The sequence below is a fragment of the Roseateles subflavus genome, assembly GCF_030285365.1.
GTDB lineage: Bacteria > Pseudomonadota > Gammaproteobacteria > Burkholderiales > Burkholderiaceae_C > Roseateles_B > Roseateles_B subflavus.
In genome coordinates this window covers 182605-199945 of the sequence record NZ_JASVDS010000006.1, presented here as the reverse complement: position 1 = coordinate 199945, position 17341 = coordinate 182605, and the positions used below count along the sequence as shown (strand labels likewise).

Annotated in this window: 5 protein-coding genes and 1 tRNA gene; 1 reads left to right on the top strand and 5 read right to left on the bottom strand. The window is 69.0% G+C overall.

Features of this window, described 5'->3' with window-relative positions:
* Positions 1 to 507 precede the first annotated feature (507 nt).
* Positions 508 to 583 (bottom strand) — tRNA-Ala (locus tag QRD43_RS19260).
* A 110-nt stretch (positions 584 to 693) separates the two neighbouring features.
* Here QRD43_RS19260 and QRD43_RS19255 point away from each other — a divergent pair.
* Positions 694 to 1563: an alpha/beta hydrolase gene (locus QRD43_RS19255; protein ID WP_285984120.1), complete on the top strand. Its 870-nt coding sequence runs from the start codon at positions 694 to 696 to the stop codon at positions 1561 to 1563.
* Between the two features lie 34 nt (positions 1564 to 1597).
* On the opposite strand, the gene QRD43_RS19250 is transcribed toward QRD43_RS19255, so the two are convergent.
* The 4 genes from QRD43_RS19250 to QRD43_RS19235 form a co-directional block, all read right to left on the bottom strand.
* The gene (locus QRD43_RS19250) at positions 1598 to 2212 is read right to left on the bottom strand and encodes a YitT family protein (protein WP_285984119.1); all 615 of its coding nucleotides are present in this window, start codon (positions 2210 to 2212) and stop codon (positions 1598 to 1600) included.
* A 7-nt stretch (positions 2213 to 2219) separates the two neighbouring features.
* On the bottom strand, positions 2220 to 2438 hold the full coding sequence (locus QRD43_RS19245; RefSeq protein WP_183102927.1) for a DUF2788 domain-containing protein: 219 nt from the start codon (positions 2436 to 2438) through the stop codon (positions 2220 to 2222).
* A gap of 144 nt (positions 2439 to 2582) precedes the next feature.
* Positions 2583 to 3392, bottom strand: coding sequence for a DUF2189 domain-containing protein (locus QRD43_RS19240; protein WP_285984118.1), 810 nt, complete (start codon positions 3390 to 3392; stop codon positions 2583 to 2585).
* 166 nt (positions 3393 to 3558) lie between these two features.
* Positions 3559 to 16959 (bottom strand): SPM autocatalytic domain-containing protein, encoded by a 13401-nt coding sequence (locus tag QRD43_RS19235; RefSeq protein ID WP_285984117.1) that lies wholly within the window; start codon positions 16957 to 16959, stop codon positions 3559 to 3561.
* Between the last annotated feature and the right edge of the window lie 382 nt (positions 16960 to 17341).

The window sequence follows — 17341 nt, the reverse complement described above, 5'->3', positions numbered from 1 at the left end:
TCCGGGCAAGGCCGGGCGGACCGGCGACGGATGTGTCCCCTGTCTGTCCCTTGTGCGAGCTGTGGACAGACCCGCGACACCGCGAGCCGCGGCCCGCCCGGTCGCGGCCGTGCGGCAGCGCCGGATGTCGCAAGGGCGATGCCTTGGGCCTCCGGCATGCAGGGCAGGCCGGCCAACAGGGCATCAGACCCGCCCGTGTGCGCCGCCCCTGCCTGGTGCATGCGCGACGTGCTGCGGTGCCGGTGCCAGGGCGTGGCTGGCGCCGTCACGCTTCCACAGGCCGCCCGTCATGGTGACAGCGCTTGAAAAGGCGCTGGCCCGTGATGACATCGATGCTTCCTGGCGTGGTGGGCGGCGTCGGGACGGGCCATGATCGTCGCGGCGTGGGTCCGGCCGTTCGGCGTCGTCGGGCCCATGCCCGCGCCGTCACGCCCTCAAACGCATGAAGCTGCCCGGGAGCAGCTTCAAGGAGCAAGGCACAGGCGTTGAGGCGCCATCGAGATCCGGTGGTGGAGAGGAGGAGGATCGAACTCCCGACCTTCGCATTGCGAACGCGACGCTCTCCCAGCTGAGCTACCCCCCCACGGTCGAGAAAAGTATAGCGAGCTGCCGGGCCGTTCCCTAGTCGGTATTTGAACTGAGCGACACTGCAGACCCCGCCGTTGCCCCGGCCACTTGCGTCCGTCGCCCGCCATGTCCGATCCCTCCGCCGATTGGTTCGAATCGCAATACAACAACCGGCTGCGGGTGCCCGAGTCCGCGCAGATCCTGCAGCGCTGGGCCGAGGCCTCGGCGCTGGTGCGCGCACAGGCGCGCTGCGAGCTGGACGTGCCCTATGGCGAGAGCCCGCGGCAGCGGCTGGACGTGTTCAGCGAGAGCGTCGGCAAGGCGCCGGTGCTGGTCTTCATCCACGGCGGCTACTGGCGGGCGCTGAGCAAGGACGATCTCTCCTTCATCGCGCCCAGCTTCACCAGCGAGGGAGCGGTGGTCGTGCTGCCCGGCTACGACCTCTGTCCCTCGGTCAGCATGGAACGCATTCCGCTGCAGCTGGCGCAGGCGCTGGCCTGGGTGTGGCGGCATGCGGCGGACTATGGCGGTGACCCGAACCACATCGTCATCGCCGGGCATTCCGCGGGCGGCCAGCTGGCAGCGCTGTTGAGCTGCTTCGACTGGAAGAGCCTCGCGCCGGAACTGCCACGGCAGCTGGTGAAGGGCGTGCTGTCCGTCTCGGGCGTGCATGACCTGACCCCCTTGGTCCAGGCGCCCTTCCTGCAGGCGGACCTGCGGCTCGACGATGACAGTGCGCGCCGCCTCAGTCCGGTGCACCTGGCCGCGCCGGACTCGCCGCTGTACGCCGTGGTCGGCGGCGCCGAGAGCGAGGAGTTTCGGCGCCAGACCCGCCTGATCCAGGAGGCCTGGGGACCGCAGGCCGTGCCGCTGGTGCAGGAGGTGCCGGGCTACAACCACTTCGATGTGCTCTACGACCTCGTGGCCCCGGACGGCATCTCCCATGCCCTGGTCCGCAAGCTGCTGGACCTGCGCTGGTACAGCCCGCTGCTGTAGGGGGTCAGGTGTTGCCGGACGCCCTTGGGAGGGCTCAGACGGCCATATAGCGGCCGGGGCGGTGGTTGATCGCCAGTGCGGCGTTCATGGCTGCCATGCCCACCAGCGAGTAGCCGATGCGCTCGGGGCTCACCACCAGCAGCGAGACGATCAGGATGCTGGCATCCAGCAGTGCCTGCATGTAGCCGGCGCGCCAGCCGCGGCTGTCCTGCAGGTAGAGCACGAGGATGTTCAGCCCGCCGAGGCTCGCGCGGTGCCGGAAGAGGATGAGCATGCCCGCGCCGATCATCAGCCCGCCGGCGATGGCCGCGAACCAGGTGTTGATCTGCGAGAACTGCACCAGCCGCGGCAGCGCCTCGGACAGCGTGGACATGAGCGTCACCGCCGCCACGGTCTTGAGCGTGAAGGCCAGACCCATGCGCCGGTAGGCGAGCCAGTAGAAGGGCAGGTTGATCCCGAAGAAGAGCAGGCCGAAGGGCCAGCCGCTGGCGTAGTGCAGCAGGAAGGCGATGCCCACGGTGCCGCCGGTCAGCATGCCCACCTGCTTGAACAGCGCCACGCCCAGCGCGACGAACAGCGTGCCCGTCAGGACGGCCTGCGCATCCTCGAACAGCGTGTGGCGGAAGCTCTTGGTGCTGATGATGCCCATCCTGCCCTCACTCGCCGACGCCAGCCAGGAAGAACTTGATCAGCCCCTTGGCGGCAAAGCCCACCAGGCCGAAGCCCAGGCCCAGCAGCAGGATGAAGGTGCCGAACTTGCCGGCCTTCGACTCCCGCGCCAGCTGCAGGATGATGAAGACCATGTACAGCATGAAGGCCGTGACGCCGACGCTGAGCCCGAACTGGGCGATCTGTTCCTCGGTGTAGCCGAACATGTCAGGTGCCCCTTCTCTTCAAGGGCACTGGGCTTGCAGTGAGCGGGCCGGGCCGAGCGGCGCCCGAGGATCCGGCTCTGCCGGTCCAAGGGGCGCGCCCCCTCGAGGGGGCTGGCGAAGCCAGTACGGGGTGGTTCATTTCTTCTAGTCGTTGCGGGTCAGGCCCGAGGTGTCGACCAGGTCGCGGTAGGCATGCCAGCTCGCGTGTCCCAGCCAGGGCAGCACGACGACGAGGCCCAGCATCAGCGTGGCCATGCCCAGCAGCGTGAGGCTCATCACGAGGACCGCCCACAGCGCGACCGGGGCGGGGTACTCCATCACCACGCGCCAGCTGGTGAAGACGGCGCCCAGCACGCCGATCTGGCGGTCCAGCAGCAGCGGCACCGCGATCACGGTGGACGCGAAGACAGGCGCGGCCAGCACGGCACCCATGCCGAGCCAGACCTCGAAGAGATGGCTTTGCTCGTTGAGCACGACATGGCGCAGGAAGTCGATCGGTCGGGCGACCGGCACGCCGGCGAAGCCGGTGATCAGCGAGGCCGAGGTCATGACCCAGCCCGTGCCGGCGAAGGCCAGCAGCAGGCCGAAGACGATGAGCCGCCCATCCCGCGGGCGCCAGACCTTGAGCACCGTGTGGAGGCCGGGATGGCGGTTCAGCTCGAGGTCGCGGCTGATGGCATAGAGCCCGGTGGCGAGGATGGGTGCCACGAGCAGGAAGCCGCTGAAGGCGCCGGCCAGCAGCCAGAAGCGATCGCGACCGACGAGAAAGATCAGCGCCCCGAGCAGGGCCAGCACCACGCCGTGGAGCAGCGAGGGGCCGGGGCAGCACGTCATGTCCGCCCAGCCGCGCGCCAGCCAGCCCAGCGGGCGCAGCGGCGGCACAGGCTTCACGCCGAAGCGTCGGGACTCCGCCAGGGCTTTCTCGGTGTACTTGTTGGGCATCAGGATGTTCATGCTGCCATGCTCGGGCCTCGCCGCCCTTGATGGGCATCAAGACTAACCCTGATGCCGCTGCGATTGGCGCGCCGCAGGGCACGCATCACGCCCGACGGTCCAGGAAAAAGAGCCGCCCTGGCAGGTGCCGGGGCGGCTCTCGTGGCGGGGCGCGGGCCCCTCAGCCTCAGATCAGCGGGACGATGCGGTTCAGATCGTCGTCCTCGCCCGGCGCCTTGCGCAGCGGCACCAGGTGGTGGTGCAGCGTGCTGTGTGCACCCGGCTGCGTGACGCCGTCACCCAGCACATTGCCCGCCGGTCCGGCCAGGACGTCGCCCAGGCTGAGCTTGTGCTCGGCGCCGGACTTGCCCTGCTCGGTCTGCGCGGCATGGCCGTCCGCAGGGCTGTCCGTGCTGCCCGTGTCCTTGGCGAACCAGACGTCCGCCATGTCATGGGTCTTGCCGTCGCTGGTCGTGTAGCCGGACACCAGACCCAGCAGGTTGCCGTTGCTCACCGCCGTGCCGGTCTGCGCATGCAGGTCCAGCGAGGTGATGCCCAGGTCGGCCAGGGACTTCAGCTCGCCCGCGTCGGTCTTGCCGTCGTGGTTGCCGTCCACCCAGATCTTGAGCTGGCCGAACTGCGCGTCGGTGCTGGTCAGCTTGCCGTCGTGGTTGCTGTCCATCGCCGACATCGCCTGGTAGCCGTTGACGGCACGGGAACCGTCCGCCATGACCGTGCCGCTGCCGAACAGCTCCTTGCCGTCGTTGATCTGGCCGTCGCCGTTCAGATCGCGCACCAGCAGACCGTCGTTGCCGCCGACCCAGCCCCACTTCTGGGCATTGCCCGTGCCGTTCAGGTCGAAGGTGACGCCCTGGGCGGCGGCCGTCGTCGAGACGCCGTTGCCGTCCAGATCCAGCACGATCGGCGAGGTGAGCCACAGCGCGTCGAGCTGCGAGCCCGTCATCGCATGGATGGCCTCGGTGGTCAGCGCGTTGAACTGGGTCATGTTCAGCTTTGCGATGTCCTCCGACTCCAGGCCCAGCACCTGTTCCGTCGACAGGCTGTGGATCTGATCGGTGGTCAGGCCCGCAATCTGCGAGGTGGTCAGCGCCTTGATGTCATCGCTGGCGAAGTGCGAGAACTGGTCCGTCGTCAGCGCATGGATCTGCGCCGAGCTGAAGGCCGCGATCTGCGTCGTGCTCAGGGCGTTGATGTCATCGCTGCTGAAAGTGCTGATCTGGTCCGTGGTCAGCGACAGCACCTGGGCCGTGCTCAGGGCGGCGATGTGCTCGGTGCCCAGCGCGGAGAACTGCTCCGTGGACAGCGCATGCAGGGCGGAGGTCGACAGCAGCTTGATGTCGTCGCTGCTGAAGGCCGCCATGTCGGCGCTGTCGATGCCCCTCACCTGCGCGGAGGTCAGCAGTCCGATCTGCGTGCTGGTGAAGGCGTCGATCTGATCCGAGCTGAAGGCCTGCAGATCGTCCGACTGCAGCGCGCGGAAGGCCGAGCTGGTCATCGCGCGGATGTCGTCGGTCGAGAAGGTCACGATCTGGTCCGAGCTCATGGACGTGATCTGCGCCGCCGTTAGCGCGGCCACCTGGTCGGTGCCCAGCGCCTGGATGTCCGCCGTCTCCCACTTGCTCAGCTGGGCCGTCGTGAGAGCGCCCACCTGAAGCACGCTCAGCGTCGGCACCTGGTCGCTGGTCAGGGCGTTCAGCTGGTCGCTGGACAGGGCCCGGACGGCGAACAGGTTCAGCGCGCGGAGGTCGTCCGTCTGCATCGCCGCGATCATGCCCGCGCTGATGCCCGGCACCTGGACCGAGGTCAGGGCCGCCATCTGGGCGGTGCCCATGGCGTTGAAGTCGTCCGAGCCCATCGCGTTGATCTGGGCCGAGGTCAGCGCCGCCACCTGGGTCACCGTCAGCGCCGCCACCTGGTCGGAGGTCAGCGAGACGAACTGGTCGGTGGTGAAGGCGCGCAGGGCGCCGGTGCTCAGGGCACGCAGGTCGTCGCTGGCCAGGGCCGCGATCTGGTCGGAGTGCAGGCCGGCGATCTGGCTCGAGGTCAGGCCGCTGTACTGCGCCGTCGTCAGCGCCACCAGCTGGTCGGTCGACATGGCACCCAGCTGGGCACTGCTGAGGCCGCGGATGCCGGCGCTGCTGATCGCCTGCAGGTCATCGGTGGCCAGCTTGGCGAACTGGTCGGTGCCGATGGCCGCGACCTGCGACGAGGTCATCGCCGCGTACTGGTCCGTCGTGAAGGCCACCAGGTCTTCCGTGCCCAGGCCCTTGATCTGGGCGTTGGTCAGCGCGTTCACCTGAGCCGTCGTGAGTGCGGCGAACTGGTCGGAGCTGAGCGTGCCCAGCACATCGGTGCTGAGAGCGCGCAGGGCCGAGGTGCTGATCGCACGCAGGTCCGAGGTCTCCATCTTGGCCAGCTGGTCGCTGCTGAAGCCCACGATCTGGCTGCTGGTCAGGGCGGCGGCCTGGGCGGTGCTCAGGGCCACCACCTCGTCCGTCGTCAGCGCGGCGATCTGGGCCGAGCTGAGGCTGCGCAGCGCGGCGGTGTTCAGCGCGGCGAAGTCCTCCGTCTGCAGCGTCTTGAGCTGGTCCGTCGTCAGGGCGGACACCTGGGCCGAGCTCAGCACGGCGAACTGATCGCTCGTCAGCGCGTTCAGGTCGTCGCTGGCCATGCCCTTGATCTGCGCACTGGTGAGGGCGACGACCTGGGCCGTGGTCAGGGCGGCGATCTGGTCGGAGCCGAGGGCCGCGATCTGGTCGGTGCCCAGGGCGCGCAGGGCGCCGGTGCTGATCGCGCGCAGGTCGTCCGTCTCGAGGGCCGCGATCTGGTCAGAGCTGAAGCCCTTGACCTGGGCGCTGGTGAGCGCCGCGGCCTGGGCCGTGGTCAGCGCCTTGATCTCGTCCGTCGAGAAGCCGCCGAACTGGTTGCCCGGCGTCGTGGCCAGGGCCGCGATCTGGGCGGAGGTCAGCTGCACGATCTGGTCGCTGGTCAGCGCGGCGATCTGGTCGCTCGAGAGCGCCCGGATCGTGCCCGTGCTGAGGGCGCGCAGGTCATCCGTCTCGATCTTGGCGATCTGGTCGCTGCTCAGCCCGGCGACCTGGCTGCTCGTGAGCGCCGCGGCCTGGGCCGTGGTCAGCGCCTTGATCTCGTCCGTGGTCAGGGCGCCGATCTGGGCGGAGTTCATGCCGCGCAGGGCCGCCGTGTTGAGGGCCGCGAAGTCCTCGGTCTGCAGCGTCTTGATCTGGTCGCTCGTCAGGGCGGCGACCTGGTTGCTGGTCAGCACCTTGAACTGGTCGGAGCCGAGGGCATTGAGATCGTCGCTGGCCAGGGCCTTGAGCTGCGCGCTGGTGAGGGCCGTGACCTGCGCCGTGGTGAGGGCACCCAGCTGGTCCGAGGTCAGCTGCGCGAGCTGGTCGGAGGTCATCGCCTTGATCACCGAGGTGCTCAGGGCCCGCAGGTCCTGCGTCTCGAGCTTGACGAGCTGGTCGCTGGTCAGACCGCCGATCTGCGCCGAGGTCAGCGAGGCCGCCTGGTCGGTCGACAGGCCGATGATCTGGTCGCTGGTCAGCGCGCTGAGCTGCGCCGAGGTCAGGCCCTTGAGCGCCGCGGTGTTGATGTTGCCGAAGTCATCGGTCGTCATCGTGCGGATCTGGTCCGTGCCGATGGCGGCGATCTGGGCGGACGTCAGCACCTTGATCTGATCGGACACCAGGGCGTTGAGGTCGTCGCTGCCCATGCCCTTGATCTGAGCCGTGGTCAGGGCGGTGACCTGCGCCGTGGTCAGGGCGCCGATCTGGTCGGAGCCGAGGGCGGCGATCTGGTCGGTGCCCAGGGCGCGGATGGCCGCGCTGCTGATGGCCCGCAGATCGTCCGTCTCCAGGGCGGCGATCTGGTCGGTGCTCAGACCCTTGACCTGGCTGCTGGTGAGCGCCGCGGCCTGGGCCGTCGTCAGGGCCTTGATCTCGTCCGTCGTGAAGCCGCCGAACTGGTTGCCCGGGGCGGTCGCCAGCGCGGCGATCTGCGCGGACGTCAGTGCCACGATCTGGTCGCTGGAGAGCGCGGCGATCTGGTCGCTGCTCATGGCGCGGATCGTGCCGGTGCTGAAGGCGCGCAGGTCGTCCGTCTCGATCTTGGCGATCTGGTCACTGCTCAGGCCGGCCACCTGGCTGCTGGTCAGGGCCGCGGCCTGGGCCGTGGTCAGGGCCTTGATCTCATCGGTGGTCAGCGCACCGATCTGGGCCGAGTTCAGGCCGCGCAGCGCCGCGGTGTTGATGGCGGCGAAGTCCTCGGTCTGCAGCGTCTTGACCTGGTCGCTGGTGAGGGCGGCGACCTGGTTGCTCGTGAGCACCTTGAACTGGTCGGAGCCCAGCGCATTGAGGTCGTCGCTGACCATGCCCTTGATCTGGGCGGAGGTCAGGGCGGCGACTTGCGCGGTCGTCAGCGCGCCGATCTGGTCGGAGCCGAGCGCACCGATCTGGTCGGTGCCCAGCGCCTTGATGGCGGCGGTGCTGATGGCGCGCAGGTCATCGGTCTCCAGCGCGGCGATCTGGTCGGTGCTCAGGCCCTTGACCTGGCTGCTCGTGAGCGCCGCGGCCTGGGCGGTGGTCAGCGCGCGGATGTCATCCGTCGCGAAGCCGCCGAACTGGTTGCCCGGGGCGGTCGCCAGCGCGGCGATCTGGGCCGAGGTCATGGCCACGATCTGGTCGCTGGACAGCGCTGCGATCTGGTCGCTGGACAGCGCACGGATCGTGCCGGTGCTCATCGCACGCAGGTCGTCCGTCTCGATCTTGGCGATCTGGTCGCTGGTCAGGCCGGCGACCTGGCTGCTCGTGAGCGCCGCCGCCTGGGCCGTGGTCAGGGCCTTGACCTCATCCGTGGTCAGGGCACCAATCTGCGCCGAGTTCATGCCGCGCAGGGCCGCCGTGTTGATGGCGGCGAAGTCTTCGGTCTGCAGCGTCTTGACCTGGTCGCTGGTGAGGGCCGCGACCTGGTTGCTCGTGAGCACCTTGAACTGGTCGGAGCTCAGCGCATTGAGGTCGTCGCTGGCCAGGGCCTTGAGCTGCGAGGTGGTCAGGGCCGTGACCTGCGCCGTGGTCAGCGCGGCGATCTGGTCGGAGGAGAGGGCGGCGAACTGGTCGCTCGTCAGCGCCTTGATGGTGGCGGTGCTGATGGCGCGCAGGTCGTCGGTTTCCAGCTTGAGGAGCTGGTCGCTGGTCAGGCCGCCGATCTGGCCGGTGGTCAGGGCCGCGGCCTGCGCCGTGGTCAGGGCCACCACCTCGTCGGTGGTCAGCGCGGCCAGCTGGGCGGAACTCATGCCGCGCAGCGCTGCCGTGTTGATGGCGGCGAGATCCTCGGTCTGCAGCGTCTTGACCTGGTCGCTCGTCAGGGCGGCGACCTGGTTGCTCGTGAGCACCTTGAACTGGTCGGAGCTCAGGGCGTTGAGGTCGTCGCTGCCCATGCCCTTGATCTGGGCGGAGGTCAGGGCGGCGACTTGGGCCGTGGTCAGCGCGCCGATCTGGTCGGAGCCGAGTGCACCGATCTGGTCGGTGCCCAGCGCCTTGATGGCGGCGGTGCTGATGGCGCGCAGGTCGTCGGTCTCCAGCGCGGCGATCTGGTCGGTGCTCAGACCCTTGACCTGGCTGCTCGTGAGCGCCGCGGCCTGGGCGGTGGTCAGCGCGCGGATGTCATCCGTCGCGAAGCCGCCGAACTGGTTGCCCGGGGCGGTCGCCAGCGCGGCGATCTGGGCCGAGGTCATGGCCACGATCTGGTCGCTGGACAGCGCCGCGATCTGGTCGCTGGACAGCGCACGGATCGTGCCGGTGCTCATCGCACGCAGGTCGTCCGTCTCGATCTTGGCGATCTGGTCGCTGGTCAGGCCGGCGATCTGGCCGCTTGTCAGGGCGGCGGCCTGGGCCGTGGTCAGCGCCACGACCTCGTCCGTCGTCAGGGCGGCCAGCTGGGCCGAGTTCATGCCGCGCAAGGCGGCCGTGTTGATCGAGGCGAAGTCTTCCGTCTGCAGCGTCTTGATCTGGTCGGACGTCATCGCGCCGACCTGGGCGCTGGTGAGCACCTTGAACTGGTCGGAGCCCAGGGCGTTGAGGTCGTCGCTGACCATGCCCTTGATCTGGGCGGAGGTCAGGGCGGCGACTTGCGCGGTCGTCAGCGCGCCGATCTGGTCGGAGCCGAGCGCACCGATCTGGTCGGTGCCCAGCGCCTTGATGGCGGCGGTGCTGATGGCGCGCAGGTCATCGGTCTCCAGCGCGGCGATCTGGTCGGTGCTCAGGCCCTTGACCTGGCTGCTCGTGAGCGCCGCGGCCTGGGCGGTGGTCAGCGCGCGGATGTCATCCGTCGCGAAGCCGCCGAACTGGTTGCCCGGGGCGGTCGCCAGCGCGGCGATCTGGGCCGAGGTCATGGCCACGATCTGGTCGCTGGACAGCGCCGCGATCTGGTCGCTGGACAGCGCACGGATCGTGCCGGTGCCGATGGCGCGCAGGTCGTCCGTCTCGATCTTGGCGATCTGGTCGCTGCTCAGGCCGGCGACCTGGCTGCTCGTGAGCGCCGCGGCCTGGGCCGTGGTCAGGGCCTTGACCTCATCCGTGGTCAGGGCACCGATCTGCGCCGAGTTCATGCCGCGCAGCGCTGCCGTGTTGATGGCGGCGAAGTCTTCGGTCTGCAGCGTCTTGACCTGGTCGCTGGTGAGGGCGGCGACCTGGTTGCTCGTGAGCACCTTGAACTGGTCGGAGCTCAGCGCATTGAGGTCGTCGCTGGCCAGGGCCTTGAGCTGCGAGGTGGTCAGGGCCGTGACCTGCGCCGTGGTCAGCGCGGCGATCTGGTCAGAGGAGAGGGCGGCGAACTGGTCGCTCGTCAGCGCCTTGATGGTGGCGGTGCTGATGGCGCGCAGGTCGTCGGTTTCCAGCTTGAGGAGCTGGTCGCTGGTCAGGCCGCCGATCTGGCCGGTGGTCAGGGCCGCGGCCTGCGCCGTGGTCAGGGCCACCACCTCGTCGGTGGTCAGCGCGGCCAGCTGGGCGGAACTCATGCCGCGCAGCGCCGCCGTGTTGATGGCGGCGAGATCCTCGGTCTGCAGCGTCTTGACCTGGTCGCTGGTGAGGGCGGCGACCTGGTTGCTCGTGAGCACCTTGAACTGGTCGGAGCCCAGGGCGTTGAGGTCGTCACTGACCATGCCCTTGATCTGGGCGGAGGTCAGGGCGGCGACTTGGGCCGTGGTCAGCGCGCCGATCTGGTCGGAGCCGAGCGCACCGATCTGGTCGGTGCCCAGCGCCTTGATGGCGGCGGTGCTGATGGCGCGCAGGTCATCGGTCTCCAGCGCGGCGATCTGATCGGTGCTCAGCCCCTTGATCTGGCTGCTCGTGAGCGCCGCGGCCTGGGCGGTGGTCAGGGCCTTGATCTCGTCCGTCGAGAAGCCGCCGAACTGGTTGCCCGGGGTCGTGGCCAGTGCGGCGATCTGGGCGGAGGTGAGCGCCACGATCTGGTCGCTGCTGAGGGCGGCGATCTGGTCGCTGCTCAGGGCGCGGATGGTCCCCGTGCTCATGGCCCGCAGGTCATCGGTCTCGATCTTGGCGATCTGGTCGCTGGTCAGGCCGGCGACCTGGGCGCTCGTGAGCGCCGCGGCCTGGGCCGTGGTCAGGGCCTTGACCTCATCCGTGGTCAGGGCACCGATCTGGGCCGAGTTCATGCCGCGCAGGGCGGCCGTGTTGATGGCGGCGAAATCTTCCGTCTGCAGCGTCTTGACCTGGTCGGACGTCATCGCGCCGACCTGGGCGCTGGTGAGGACCTTGAACTGGTCGGAGCCCAGCGCGTTGAGGTCGTCACTGACCATGCCCTTGATCTGGGCGGTGGTGAGCGAAGCGACCTGCGCCGTGGTCAGCGCGCCGATCTGGTCGGAGCCCAGGGCGCCGATCTGGTCGGTACCCATGGCGCGCAGCGTGGCAGTGTTCAGGGCGCGCAGATCGTCGGTCTCGAGGGCCGCGATCTGGTCGGTGCTGAAGCCGCGGATCTGGCTGCTGGTCAGGGCCGCCGCCTGGGCGGTCGTCAGGGCCTTGATCTCGTCGGTGGTCAGACCACCGAACTGGTTGCCCGGCGTCGTGGCCAGCGCGGCGATCTGGGCCGAGGTCATGGCCACGATCTGGTCGCTGGACAGCGCCGCGATCTGGTCGCTGGAGAGCGCGCGGATCGCGCCGGTGCTCATGGCGCGCAGGTCATCAGTCTCGATCTTGGCGATCTGGTCGCTGGTCAGGCCGGCCACCTGGGCGCTCGTGAGCGCCGCGGCCTGGGCCGTGGTCATCGCCACGACCTCGTCGGTCGTGAGCGCGCCCAGTTGCGCCGAGTTCATGCCGCGCAGGGCGGCCGTGTTGATCGAGGCGAAGTCCTCGGTCTGCAGCGTCTTGATCTGGTCGGACGTCAGCGCGCCGACCTGGGCGCTGGTGAGCACCTTGAATTGGTCGGTGCCCAGGGCATTGAGGTCATCGCTGGCCATGGCGCGGATCTGCGACGTCGTGAGCGCAGCCACCTGGGCCGTGGTCAGCGCGCCGATCTGGTCGGAGGAGAGCGCGGCGAACTGGTCGCTCGTCAGGGCCTTGATGGTCCCCGTGCTGATGGCGCGCAGGTCGTCCGTCTCGATCTTGGCGATCTGGTCGCTGGTCAGGCCCGGCACCTGGCCGCTGGTGAGCGCCGCCGCCTGCGCGGTGGTCAGCGCCACGATCTCGTCCGTGGTCAGGGCGCCGATCTGGGCGGAGTTCATGCCGCGCAGGGCTGCCGTGTTGATCGCGGCGAGGTCCTCGGTCTGCAGTGTCTTGATCTGGTCGCTGGTGAGCGCGGCCACCTGAGTGCTGGTGAGCACCTTGAACTGGTCAGAGCTCAGGGCATTGAGGTCGTCGCTGCCCATGCCCTTGATCTGGGCAGAGGTCAGGGCCGCGACCTGGGCCGTCGTCAGGGCGCCGATCTGGTCGGAGCCCAGGGCGGCGATCTGGTCGGTGCCGAGGGCGCGCAGGGCGCCGGTGCTGATGGCGCGCAGGTCGTCCGTCTCCAGCGCGGCGATCTGGTCGGTGCTCAGACCCTTGATCTGGCTGCTCGTCAGCGCCGCGGCCTGCGCGGTCGTCAGGGCCTTGATCTCGTCCGTGCTCAGGCCGCCGAACTGGTTGCCCGGGACGGTGGTCAGCGCGGCGATCTGGGCCGAGGTCATGGCCACGATCTGGTCGCTGGTCAGCGCGGCGATCTGGTCGCTGCTGAGCGCGCGAATGGCCCCGGTGCTCATCGCCCGCAGGTCATCGGTCTCGAGCTTGGCGATCTGGTCGCTGGTCAGGCCGGCGACCTGGGCGCTCGTGAGCGCCGCGGCCTGGGCCGTGGTCAGGGCCTTGACCTCATCCGTGGTCAGGGCACCGATCTGGGCCGAGTTCATGCCGCGCAGCGCCGAGGTGTTGAGGGCGGCGAAGTCTTCCGTCTGCAGCGTCTTGACCTGGTCGGAGGTCATCGCGCCGACCTGGGCGCTGGTGAGGACCTTGAACTGGTCGGTGCCCAGCGCGTTGAGATCGTCGCTGCCCATGCCCTTGATCTGGGCGGTGGTGAGCGAAGCGACCTGCGCCGTCGTCAGCGCGCCGATCTGGTCGGAGCCCAGGGCGGCGATCTGGTCGGTGCCCATGGCCCGCAGCGTGGCGGTGTTCAGGGCGCGCAGGTCATCGGTCTCGAGGGCCGCGATCTGGTCGGAGCTGAAGCCCTTGATCTGGCTGCTCGTCAGGGCCGCGGCCTGGGCCGTGGTGAGGGCCTTGATCTCGTCGGTGGTCAGGCCGCCAAACTGGTTGCCCGGCGTCGTGGCCAGGGCGGCGATCTGGGCGGAGGTCATCGCCACGATCTGGTCGGACGACAGCGCCGCGATCTGGTCGCTGGAGAGCGCGCGGATCGCACCGGTGCTCATGGCCCGCAGGTCGTCCGTCTCAAGCTTGGCGATCTGGTCGCTGGTCAGCCCGGCGACCTGGGCGCTGGTGAGCGCCGCGGCCTGGGCCGTGCTCATCGCCACGATCTCGTCGGTCGTGAGCGCGCCCACCTGGGCGGAATTCATGCCGCGCAGGGCGGCCGTGTTGATCGAGGCGAAGTCCTCGGTCTGCAGCGTCTTGATCTGGTCGGACGTCAGCGCGCCGACCTGGGCGCTGGTCAGCACCTTGAACTGGTCGGTGCCCAGGGCATTGAGGTCGTCGCTTGCAAGGCCCTTGATCTGCGAGGTGGTCAGCGCCGTCACCTGGGCGGTGGTCAGCGTGCCGATCTGGTCGGAGGAGAGCGCGGCGAACTGGTCGCTCGTCAGGGCCTTGATGGTGCCCGTGCTGATGGCGCGCAGATCGTCCGTCTCGATCTTGCCGATCTGGTCGCTGGTCAGGCCGGCGACCTGGGCGCTCGTGAGCGCCGCGGCCTGGGCCGTGGTCAGGGCCTTGATCTCGTCCGTGGTCAGGGCGCCGACCTGGGCGGAGTTCATGCCGCGCAGGGCTGCCGTGTTGATCGCGGCGAAGTCTTCCGTCTGCAGCGTCTTGATCTGGTCGGACGTCATCGCGCCGACCTGGGCGCTGGTCAGCACCTTGAACTGGTCGGAGCCCAGGGCATTCAGGTCATCGCTGCCCATGCCCTTGATCTGGGCGGTGGTCAGCGAGGCGACCTGCGCCGTCGTCAGGGCGCCGATCTGGTCGGAGCCCAGGGCGGCGATCTGGTCGGTGCCCATGGCCCGCAGCGTGGCGGTGTTCAGGGCGCGCAGGTCGTCGGTCTCGAGGGCCGCGATCTGGTCGGAGCTGAAGCCCTTGATCTGGCTGCTCGTCAGGGCCGCGGCCTGGGCGGTCGTCAGGGCCTTGATCTCGTCGGTGGTCAGGCCGCCGAACTGGTTGGCGGGCGTCGTGGCCAGGGCGGCGATCTGGGCGGAGGTCATCGCCACGATCTGGTCGGACGACAGCGCCGCGATCTGGTCGCTGGAGAGCGCGCGGATCGCACCGGTGCTCATGGCGCGCAGGTCATCGGTCTCGAGCTTGGCGATCTGGTCGCTGGTCAGCCCGGCGACCTGGGCGCTGGTGAGCGCCGCGGCCTGGGCCGTGCTCATCGCCACGATCTCGTCGGTCGTGAGCGCGCCCACCTGGGCGGAATTCAGGCCGCGCAGGGCGGCGGTGCTCAGGGCGGCGAAGTCTTCCGTCTGCAGCGTCTTGACCTGGTCGGAGGTCATGGCGCCGACCTGGGCGCTGGTCAGCACCTTGAACTGGTCGGTGCCCAGCGCGTTGAGGTCATCGCTGCCCATGCCCTTGATCTGGGCCGTGGTGAGCGCGGCCACCTGGGCCGTCGTCAGCGCACCGATCTGGTCGGACCCGAGGGCCGCGATCTGGTCGGTGCCGAGGGCCTTGATGGCCGCGGTGCTGATCGCCCGCAGGTCATCGGTCTCCAGGGCGGCGACCTGCTCGGTGCTCAGACCCTTGATCTGGCTGCTCGTGAGCGCCGCGGCCTGGGCCGTGGTGAGGGCCTTGATCTCGTCGGTCGAGAAGCCGCCGAACTGGTTGCCCGGAACGGTGGTCAGTGCGGCGATCTGCGCCGAGGTCAGCGCGACGATCTGATCGCTGGACAGCGCGGCGATCTGGTCGCTGCTCAGGGCCTTGATCGTGCCCGTGCTCATGGCCCGCAGGTCGTCGGTCTCGAGCTTGGCGATCTGGTCGCTGGTCAGGCCGGCGACCTGGCTGCTCGTGAGCGCCGCGGCCTGGGCCGTGGTGAGCGCCTTGATCTCGTCCGTGGTCAGTGCCCCGATCTGGGCGGAGTTCATGCCGCGCAGGGCGGCGGTGTTGAGGGCGGCAAAGTCCTCGGTCTGCAGCGTCTTGACCTGGTCGGAGGTCATGGCGCCGACCTGGGCGCTGGTCAGCACCTTGAACTGGTCGGAGCCCAGGGCATTGAGGTCATCGCTGGCCAGACCCTTGATCTGGGCCGTGGTCAGGGCAGCCACCTGCGCCGTGGTCAGCGCGCCCATCTGGTCGGAGGAGAGCGCCGCGAGCTGGTCGCTCGTCAGGGCCTTGATGGTGCCGGTGCTGATGGCGCGCAGGTCGTCCGTCTCGAGCTTGGCGAGCTGGTCGCTCGTGAAGCCCAGCACCTGGGCGCTGGTCAGGGCCGCCGCCTGCGCGCTGGTCATGGCCACGACCTCGTCGGAGGTCAGCGCACCGATCTGGGCGGAGCTCATGCCGCGCAGGGCGGCGGTGTTGATCGCGGCAAAGTCTTCCGTCTGCAGCGTCTTGACCTGGTCCGAGGTCAGGGCGCCGACCTGGGCGCTGGTCAGGACCTTGAACTGGTCGGAGGACAGGGCGTTGAGGTCATCGCTCGCCATGCCCTTGATCTGGGCCGTGGTGAGGGCGGCGACCTGCGTCGTGGTCAGCGCGCCGATCTGGTCGGACCCGAGGGCCGCAATCTGGTCCGTGCCCAGGGCCTTGATGGCGGCGGTGGTGATGGCCCGCAGGTCATCGGTCTCCAGGGCTGCGATCTGGTCGGAGCTGAAACCCTTGATCTGGCTGCTCGTCAGCACGGCGGCTTGCGCGGTGCTGAGGGCGACGACGTCCTCGGTGTTGAGCGCGCCGAGCTGGCTGCTGGTGAGCGCCGCCGTCTGGGCCGTGGTCAGCTTGGCGATCTGGTCGGAGCTGAGCCCGTGGATCTGGTCCGTGCCCATGGCGCGCAGGGCGCTGGTGCTCAGCGCCCGCAGGTCATCGGACTCCATCTTGGCCAGCTGGTCGGTCGTGAAGCCAACCACCTGGCCGCTGGTGAGGGCCGCCACCTGGGCGCTCGAGAGCGCCACGACCTCGTCCGAGGTCAGGGCGGCGATCTGTGCGGAGCTGAGGCCGCGGACCGCGGCGGAGCTCAGGGCGGCCAGGTCCTCGGTCTGCAGGGTCTTGATCTGGTCCGTGCCGATCGCCGCCACCTGGGTCGACGTCAGAACCTTGAACTGGTCGCTGGACAGCGCATTGAGGTCATCGCTGCCCATGCCCTTGATCTGCCCGGCCGTCAGGCTGCTCACCTGGGTGGTGGTCAGCGCAGCGATCTGGTCGGAGCCCAGGGACACGATCTGGTCCGAGCTCATGGCGCGCAGCGCCGTGGTGGAGATCTGGCGCAGGTCGTCCGTCTGGATCAGCGCGATCTGGTCCGAGGTGAGGGCGACCACCTGCGCGGATGTCAGGGCCTTGTACTGGTCGGTGGTCAGCGCCTGGAGGTCGTCGCTGCCCAGGCCCTTGATCTGGCTGGTGGTCAGCGCGGCGACCTGCGTGGTGGTCAGCGCACCGATCTGGTCGGAGCCCAGCGCACCGAGCTTGGTGTCGTTCATCGCCCGCAGCGCCGCGGTGCTGAGCACCCGCAGGTCCGAGGTCTCGAAGCGCGCGATCTGGTCGCTGGCCAGGGAGTTGATGGCGAAGGTGCCCAGCGAGGCCACCTGCCGGGTGGTCAGGGCAATGATCTGGTCGCTGCTGAAGGCGGCCCAGTCCTCCGTCGTGAGCTTGGCAAGCGTCTGTGTGGACAGCGCGGCAATCTGGTCTGTCGACAGGGTGGAAATCAATGACGCCATGGTGTGCTCACTCGGTTATTGCTGGACGCCCGTCCCGGGGGGAGCGGGAGCTGCGGCAGCGCTGCAGCGCCGCCTGACCCATCAATTTCAATCAATGCAATGCGCGGGACATTTCCCGCTTCCGTCGGATTTCGGCGCCCCTTGCTCAAACTTGAGCGCCAACGCACCCCCGACCTGGACGGTGGGGACGCGGGGTGGGGCGTCGTGACGGAGTTCACTCAATTCGACCTTGACCGGGCGCTGGACGGCCCGGACGCAGCTTCAGTTGTTCGTCTGGCGATGCTAGGACCGGGGCGAGGAAGGCAAAGCCAGCAAAAGCTGTTGCAATACTTGCCTGTTCCCGCCATGCAGGGCGCCGCGCCCGGCTCCAATGGCGGGGACG